Origin of the sequence: Collinsella sp. AF05-9 (genome assembly GCF_003465595.1) — a bacterium.
In the GTDB taxonomy this organism is placed as follows: Bacteria; Actinomycetota; Coriobacteriia; order Coriobacteriales; family Coriobacteriaceae; genus Collinsella.
Genome location: NZ_QSBB01000026.1, coordinates 23,888 through 31,153, shown reverse-complemented (window position 1 = coordinate 31,153; position 7,266 = coordinate 23,888). Strand labels below are relative to the sequence as shown.

At 60.0% G+C, this 7,266-nt stretch carries 4 protein-coding genes and 2 rRNA genes; 4 read left to right on the top strand and 2 right to left on the bottom strand.

From position 1 onward, the window contains the following. The first annotated feature begins 200 nt into the window (after positions 1-200). Positions 201-3,175: ribosomal RNA gene (locus DWV43_RS07800) — 23S ribosomal RNA — on the top strand. A 144-nt stretch (positions 3,176-3,319) separates the two neighbouring features. Then, a 5S ribosomal RNA gene (rrf, locus tag DWV43_RS07795) occupies positions 3,320-3,435 on the top strand. Between the two features lie 128 nt (positions 3,436-3,563). Here the strand turns inward: rrf and DWV43_RS10080 are convergent. Then, positions 3,564-4,031: a hypothetical protein gene (locus DWV43_RS10080; RefSeq protein ID WP_117801082.1), complete on the bottom strand. Its 468-nt coding sequence runs from the start codon at positions 4,029-4,031 to the stop codon at positions 3,564-3,566. A gap of 275 nt (positions 4,032-4,306) precedes the next feature. Here DWV43_RS10080 and DWV43_RS07790 point away from each other — a divergent pair, with 275 nt between their 5' ends. Beyond that, positions 4,307-4,738, top strand: a complete 432-nt coding sequence (locus tag DWV43_RS07790) for an Hsp20/alpha crystallin family protein (RefSeq protein WP_055251783.1) — start codon at positions 4,307-4,309, stop codon at positions 4,736-4,738. An 81-nt stretch (positions 4,739-4,819) separates the two neighbouring features. Here DWV43_RS07790 and DWV43_RS07785 read toward each other — a convergent pair whose 3' ends face one another. Next, a complete protein-coding gene (locus tag DWV43_RS07785) occupies positions 4,820-5,629 on the bottom strand; it encodes an MBL fold metallo-hydrolase (RefSeq protein WP_117736951.1) in 810 nt (269 codons plus the stop codon). 48 nt (positions 5,630-5,677) lie between these two features. Here DWV43_RS07785 and tilS point away from each other — a divergent pair, with 48 nt between their 5' ends. Beyond that, positions 5,678-7,219 carry a tRNA lysidine(34) synthetase TilS gene (gene tilS, locus DWV43_RS07780; RefSeq protein ID WP_199411036.1) on the top strand — a complete coding sequence of 514 codons (1,542 nt, stop codon included), beginning with the start codon at positions 5,678-5,680 and terminating at the stop codon, positions 7,217-7,219. The last annotated feature ends 47 nt before the right edge of the window (positions 7,220-7,266 follow it).

Here is a 7,266-nt window from a genome sequence, read left to right as displayed (position 1 = left end):
AGACAGAATGATAGCAATCATTCATCCGATCCAAACAAGAAGAATTCACTTATAAATGAGTGAGGAGCATCTGATCGCGAGCACAGTCAACTACTGTGCCGCGGTATGAGATACCCGAATTGCGACATACGAGCGCTATTCATGATATCGATTAATTAATTTTAGCGACACGTGGATATCCCGCGGGCCCGAGAGCGGTCCCGCAAGATACCACGGGCGCACGGCGGATGCCTTGGCACAGGGAGCCGATGAAGGACGCGGCAAGCTGCGATAATCCCCGGCGAGGAGCACACATCCTTCGACCCGGGGGTCTCCGAATGGGCGAACCCATCCACAGCAGTGTGGATATCCCCACCCCGAACACATAGGGGTGGGGAGGACAACCCGGGGAACTGAAACATCTAAGTACCCGGAGGAGAGGAAATCAATCTCGAGACTCCCCGAGTAGCGGCGAGCGAAAGGGGACCGATGGCCAAACCGTCGAGCGGGCGTACCCGGCAGGGGTTCCGCCGGCGGGGTTGCAGGGCCGCGCATCCGGGGGCTGCCGCCCCCGGGCGCAGGTCCGGCTGGGGAGCGGAACGGCATGGGAGGGCCGGCCGCAGCGGGTGACAGCCCCGTACGCGAACCCAGACCGGACGGCGCGACGCGGTCCCTGAGTAGGGCCGGGCACGTGAAACCCGGTCCGAACCTGGGTGGACCACCATCCAAGCCTGAGTACTACCCTGTGACCGATAGCGCACCAGTACCGTGAGGGAAAGGTGAAAAGCACCCCGGGAGGGGAGTGAAACAGTACCTGAAACCGTGCGCCCACGAGCAGTCGGAGCACCCTTGTGGTGTGACGGCGTGCCTTTTGTAGAATGAGCCAGCGAGTCGCTGGCGCGGGGCGAGGTTAACCGAAAGGGAGCCGGAGCGAAAGCGAGCCTTAACAGGGCGACTTGAGTCCCGCGCCGCGGACGCGAAGCCGGGTGAGCTATCCGTGGGCAGGCTGAAGCGGGGGTAAGACCCCGTGGAGGGCCGAACGCACGTCGGTTGAAAACGGCGGCGATGACCTGCGGATAGGGGTGAAAGGCCAATCAAACCCGGAGATATCTCGTTCTCCCCGAAATAGCTTTAGGGCTAGCGTCGCGCGTTCACCGCCGGAGGTAGAGCACCGGATGGACGAGGGGGCTTCGCCGCCTACCGAATCCAACCGAACTCCGAATGCCGGCGGCCCAGAGCGCGGCAGTCAGAGCATGTGGGCTAAGCTGTGTGCTCGAGAGGGAAACAGCCCGGACCGCCCGCTAAGGTCCCCAAGTTCCAGCCGAGTGGCAAAGGATGTGCGTCCGCCCAGACAACCAGGATGTTGGCTTAGAAGCAGCCATCCATTCAAAGAGTGCGTAACAGCTCACTGGTCGAGTGGACATGCGCCGACAATACACGGGGCTAAGCTGGACACCGAAGCGGCGGGATTTTATCTATATAGAATCGGTAGGGGAGCTTCCCATGGGCGGTGAAGCCGCCGGGCGACCGGCGGTGGAGCGCATGGGAGTGAGAATGCTGGCATGAGTAGCGAGAGACGAGAGAGTAACTCGTCCGCCGTGAACCCGAGGTTTCCTGGGCAAGGCTAATCCTCCCAGGGTCAGTCGGGGGCTAAGGCGAGGCCGGGAGGCGTAGCCGACGCGCAGCAGGCAGACATTCCTGCACCGCGCACGCGGCGCTACGACCGACGGGGCGACGGATGGGGGTGGCTCGGCGGGGTTCTGGACGTCCCCGTGATGGAGCGCGGCCCGCGGACCAGGGAAATCCGGTCCGCACGAGGGCGAGGCTCCGGACGAAGCGATCAAGCGAAGCGAGTGAGCCCGAGGTCCCTAGAAAAACCCCTAGGCAGGCGCGTGCGCGCCCGTACCGCAAACCGACACAGGTGGGTGGGTAGAACATACCGAGGCGATCGGGTCAACCATGGTCAAGGAACTCGGCACAATGGCCCCGTAACTTCGGGAGAAGGGGTGCCCGCGCGTACGTGAACGGACTTGCTCCGGGAGCGGAGGCGGGCCGCAGTGGAGAGGCCCAAGCGACTGTTTACCAAAAACACAGGACTCTGCAGAAGCCGCAAGGCGACGTATAGGGTCTGACGCCTGCCCGGTGCCGGAAGGTCACGCGGAGGAGTTAGCGCATCGCGCGAAGCCCCGAAGCCAAGCCCCGGTAAACGGCGGCCGTAACTATAACGGTCCTAAGGTAGCGAAATTCCTTGTCGGGTAAGTTCCGACCTGCACGAAAGGCGCAACGACTTGGGCGCTGTCTCGACCATGGACCCGGTGAAATTGCACTGGTCGTGAAGATGCGACTTACCCGCGGAAGGACGGAAAGACCCCGTGAACCTTCACTGCAGCTTGGCATTGGCCGCTGGTCCCGCGTGTAGAGGATAGGCAGGAGGCACAGATCCGGAGGCGCCAGCCCCCGGGGAGCCGCCCTTGGAATACTGCCCTCGCGCGACCGGCGTCCTAACCCGAGGCCGTCGACCGGCTCGGGGACCGTGCCAGGCGGGCAGTTTGACTGGGGCGGTCGCCTCCTAAAGGGTAACGGAGGCGCGCGAAGGTCCGCTCGGGACGGTCGGCAACCGTCCTTTTGAATGCAAGAGTACAAGCGGGCTTGACTGCGAGGCCCACAAGCCGAGCAGGTGCGAAAGCAGGCTCTAGTGATCCGGCGGCCCCGAGTGGGTGGGCCGTCGCTCAACGGATAAAAGGTACTCCGGGGATAACAGGCTGATCTTGCCCAAGAGTCCACATCGACGGCAAGGTTTGGCACCTCGATGTCGGCTCATCGCATCCTGGGGCTGGAGCAGGTCCCAAGGGTACGGCTGTTCGCCGTTTAAAGCGGTACGCGAGCTGGGTTCAGAACGTCGTGAGACAGTTCGGTCCCTATCCTCCGTGGGCGCAGGAGAATCGATGGAGGCTGCCCCCAGTACGAGAGGACCGGGGTGGACGCACCTCCGGTGAACCGGTTGTCGACCAACGGCACGGCCGGGTAGCCGCGTGCGGCGCGGATAACCGCTGAAGGCATCTAAGCGGGAAGCCGTTCCAGGGATTAGTTCTCCTTCCGGTAAGGGCCCAGGTAGACTACCTGGTCGATAGACGGCAGGTGCAAGGCTGGCGACAGCCTCAGCCGAGCCGCACTAATCGCCCGAGCTCTTCCGGAACCGCACCTCGCGGCCCGCGGGACCTAGCGCTCATGCGCGGTCCGGGCACGAGGATGCCCCCGAGTCACCTCCCCTATGCGCCATGCGGCCCCCAGGGCACGTAGATGAGACCCAGGACACCGTAACGGTGGGCGCCGCCCACCGGTCAGCGGCCAGAGCATGGGGGGCACGCCCGGTCCCGTTCCGAACCCGGAAGCTAAGCCCCATCGCGCCGAGAGTACTGCGGGGTGAGCCCGTGGGAGGCCAGGGCGCCGCTGACCGGTGGACGGCACCGAGCCGTCATTGGACTTAGAAGGGGGAGGCCTCGCGGCCTCCCCCTTTTTTGAGTTTACGGGGCGTGAATGACTCAATTACACCAGACGATCTTGTTGTTTTCGGTATTGAGCCTTTATTTAAAGAAAATAAATCGTATAACAAGGGCAACTGCTATGGCCGCAATGATCATAAGCAGGATTGTCAGCTGATGCTGCTTGCGTCGTTTACTTGACGAAACGAAGATTGATTTTCCCTGTTTTGGAGTCTCGAGATAGCGAGCCGAATGCGTCAAGGTTTGCTTGGGTCGAGGCCCTCTTTGTTGATGAGCGGCGGATGCTTTCATCGGCTCATCACTAACTGCACTGTTTTTAGATAATGGTGCGTCTTTCAGATATACAGGGTCTCCCGAGGCAACGCCCATATGTTTACGTCCCGTTTGGGCTTCTTCGAGCGTTTGATATCGGTTTCTTGTCACATATTTGGGCTCTGGGCCATTGATGGGCTCTTGCGAGATGTGGGGGCGATGGAATCGAATCGGTTGCGGGCTGGATGCTTCGTCCTGCTCCGGCATAAACGTGTTGTCCTGTTTTTGATCGTCCATGATGCCCTTAGCTCGTCATCAATATCGTGTATGCGCCCATTGTAAGCCAGCCGTCTAGTTTTGATGGGATTGCATACATTATTTAAGCCTTCGTGCAAATTCCGTTTATTAGACAAAACCTTAGTCAACCAGACTTAGATATGCTTATATCAATAGACTCAAAAAACTTTATAGTCGATGTATATATAAGAAGCGGCTGGGCATATATAACAGCGTCAAAAGAAGTCCCAGTCACCTAGAAGATGACTCGGCAGTCCTTAAAAGGAGTGGTAAACATGGCAAGCATGGTTCCTTATCGTTCGGTTTTTGGCGTTCGTCCTTCTGCTAGCTCGCTGTTCGATTTGTTTGATGATATGACCGATCTTGCAAACAACTCGATTGCTTCCAAGGCGTTCCCCGTTGATGTCGAGGACAAGGGCGATGGTTATGAGGTCAAGGCCTATCTGACCGGCGTCGCTAAGGATGATATCGACGTTGAGCTTAACGAGGGTCGCCTGTCGATTAGCGTGAACGTTGTGGAGGACGAGGAGAACGAGGGCAAGAACTTCCTGCAGAAGGAGTTTAGCTCGTACAGCGCGACGCGCGGCGTGTATCTGAAGGACGCTTCGAGCGAGGGCCTTTCGGCTAAGTATGCTGACGGCATCCTGACCGTTACGGTTCCCAAGATTGTCGAGAAGAAGAACGTTACGAAGATCTCCATCGACTAACGATGGCTCTGCTTCAACCGAGAGTATGAGTTAAGGGGGGCTGGGAAGTGATTCCCAGCCCCCCCTTGTTGTCTTGAGGGGCTATTGAATGGTTGTCGGTTGATACTGGCTTGCAGGGCGTATCGAGAGCTTCCGTGGCCCTTGAAGACGGGTGGCAGAACTGCCGAGTTCATCATCGAGACTTGCATCAAGCGCGTTGGCATAGCTTTTGACGGTAAGGCTTGGACGATTATTGTCCTGGCTGATATGCATGGCGATGAGCTGTTCGGTGCGATCGGTAACAAGTTCGCGCGCGGCTTCGGCGGCCTGGTTGTTGGAGAGGTGCCCCTTTGTGGACAGGATGCGCTCCTGAAGAAAGCGGGGGTACGCTCCTTCGCGCAACATAGTTACATCGTGGTTACTTTCGAGCGCGAGAACTCGACAGTCTTTGAGGATGCCTATGGCCTTGCTCGATAACTCTCCGGTGTCGGTGGCAAACCCAATGGAATCATCGAGAGCATTAAATCGATAGCCGACAGGATTGATGACATCGTGCGATGTTGAGTAGGTTTGCACGTGGATGCCGGCAATGGGGAGCGTGTCGCCGGGGTCAAATTCCTCTACGGGCAGGTGCGCGAGGTTTTCTTTGCATGAAAGGGTGTCCCTGCTGGCAAAGAGGGGACCATGCCAGTGCTTGCACCATACATCGAGCCCCTTGATATGGTCACCATGCTCATGGGTGATTACAAGAGAGGCGACGTCGTCTGCCGAGAGGCCAAGCTCCGCCATGCGTTTAAGTGTCTCGCGGCGGGACAGGCCGTTGTCGATCATGATGAGCCCCTGAGGCCCCTCGACGAGTGCGCAGTTGCCTTTTGAGCCGCTGCCGAGGATATGAAGGTGCAGGCGAGACATAAGATTCCAAAGGATACAATGAGTGCGGACGAATAGAGGAGGAAGCGAATGCCAACGGTATCTCAGCACTATGGACATCATGCCGCGCCGAGGACGGATAAGAGCGCCCTGGCAACGCGGCGGGCCGCTGCCCCCGTAGTGCTCATGGTATCAGGCGGTGCGGACTCGACGGCGCTGCTCCTTATGGCTTGCACATCAAAGCTGGATATCCAGGACGGGCGCGGCGTCGCTCCCATTGCGCGCGAGCGATTGCACGTGCTGCATGTAAACCATCATCTGCGCGGGGAGGCATCCGATGGCGACGAGGCCTTTGTACGTGACCTGTGCGCGCAATACGGCTTGCCGCTGTGTGTTGAGCATGCCTATTTTGATGACGAATCGGGCAATATCGAGGCTGCGGCTCGCGAGGTGCGCTATGCCGCGGCACGGAGATATGTTCGCGAACTTTGTGCTGAATCGGGCGCACCGCGGACGGCGGCTCGTATCTGTACCGCGCATACTTCGTCGGACCGCGCGGAAACATTTTTGATGAATGCCATTAAAGGGTCGGGTCCCGCGGGTCTATCGAGCATTCCGCGCCGTCGGAACATTGTGGTTCGCCCCTTGCTCGACCTCACGCACGATGAGCTCGTGAGCTATCTGCAGGTGCACGGTCAGCCATGGCGGGAAGATGAAAGCAACGAGGACGTTTCGTACCTGCGCAACTATGTACGCCATCGGGTGATGCCGGTGGTGGCACGGCGCAACGCGAGCGTCTGTAAGACGATTGGCGCCGCTTGCGAAATTCTGGGCGACGAAGACGCCTTTCTTTCCCAGCTTTCGGCACAGGCGTTTCGAAGCTGCCTGCGCAAGGAAGCGGCGGGCGCACTGGTGCTCGATGCGCGCCGTCTTGCCGCCGCTGAGGTTGTGATTGCACGGCGTATCGTGCGGTTGGCGATTAAGCGCATCGATCCCGACGCGCGACCGGAGATGCGGCACGTGGAGCGCGTGCTCGCCTGCGTCGCTGCGGGCTCGGGCTCGGTTACGCTTCCTGCGGGAATTGATGCCCGTGTGGAGTTTGGCATGCTGGCGTTCAAGGCCCCGGCGGCGCGCGAGGGTTTAGTGGCCGATTGGATCTCCGTTCCCGGTTGTCTGCCGCTGGGGGCGGGGCATATGCTGACAGCGGAGCCGATGGCTGTGGAGCCGGGGTGCGATATCGTGCACCGTGCCCGCGAGCTTGCTGCTGCCGGAAAGGTTGCGGCCTTGGTGGATGCGGCGGCCCTGGGGTTTGCCGACCGCGATGGCGAGCGGATGTTAGCCGGCTCGCGCGGGGAGATCCCCACCGAGGCACGATCGGCGCGCCTGTGGGTGGATAGCCCTGTGCCGGGAGACGTGATGTGCCCGTTGGGGATGAACGGCCGAAGCAAGAAAGTGTCAGACCTGTTAAACGAGGCGCGCATTCCTGTTTCAGACCGCTCTGGCGTACCCGTGGTAAGAACGGCTCCGGGAGGTGCCGTAGTATGGGTCGCGGGCGTTCGCGCGGACGAGCGTTTTAAGTGCACGGCGGCGACGCGCGTGGCCTATCTGCTTCGCGTGGTCGATGCGGAATAGCGCTTCGCGCCAGCTATTCTGTGCGACGTTGACGGTATTCCCGCGCT

What these genes read in the sequence shown, in the direction of transcription:
- DWV43_RS10080 (WP_117801082.1), bottom strand. Translation starts at nt 4,031, where the DNA reads ATGGACGATCAAAAACAGGACAACACGTTTATGCCGGAGCAGGACGAA.
- DWV43_RS07790 (WP_055251783.1), top strand. Translation starts at nt 4,307, where the DNA reads ATGGCAAGCATGGTTCCTTATCGTTCGGTTTTTGGCGTTCGTCCTTCT.
- DWV43_RS07785 (WP_117736951.1), bottom strand. Translation starts at nt 5,629, where the DNA reads ATGTCTCGCCTGCACCTTCATATCCTCGGCAGCGGCTCAAAAGGCAAC.
- tilS (WP_199411036.1), top strand. Translation starts at nt 5,678, where the DNA reads ATGCCAACGGTATCTCAGCACTATGGACATCATGCCGCGCCGAGGACG.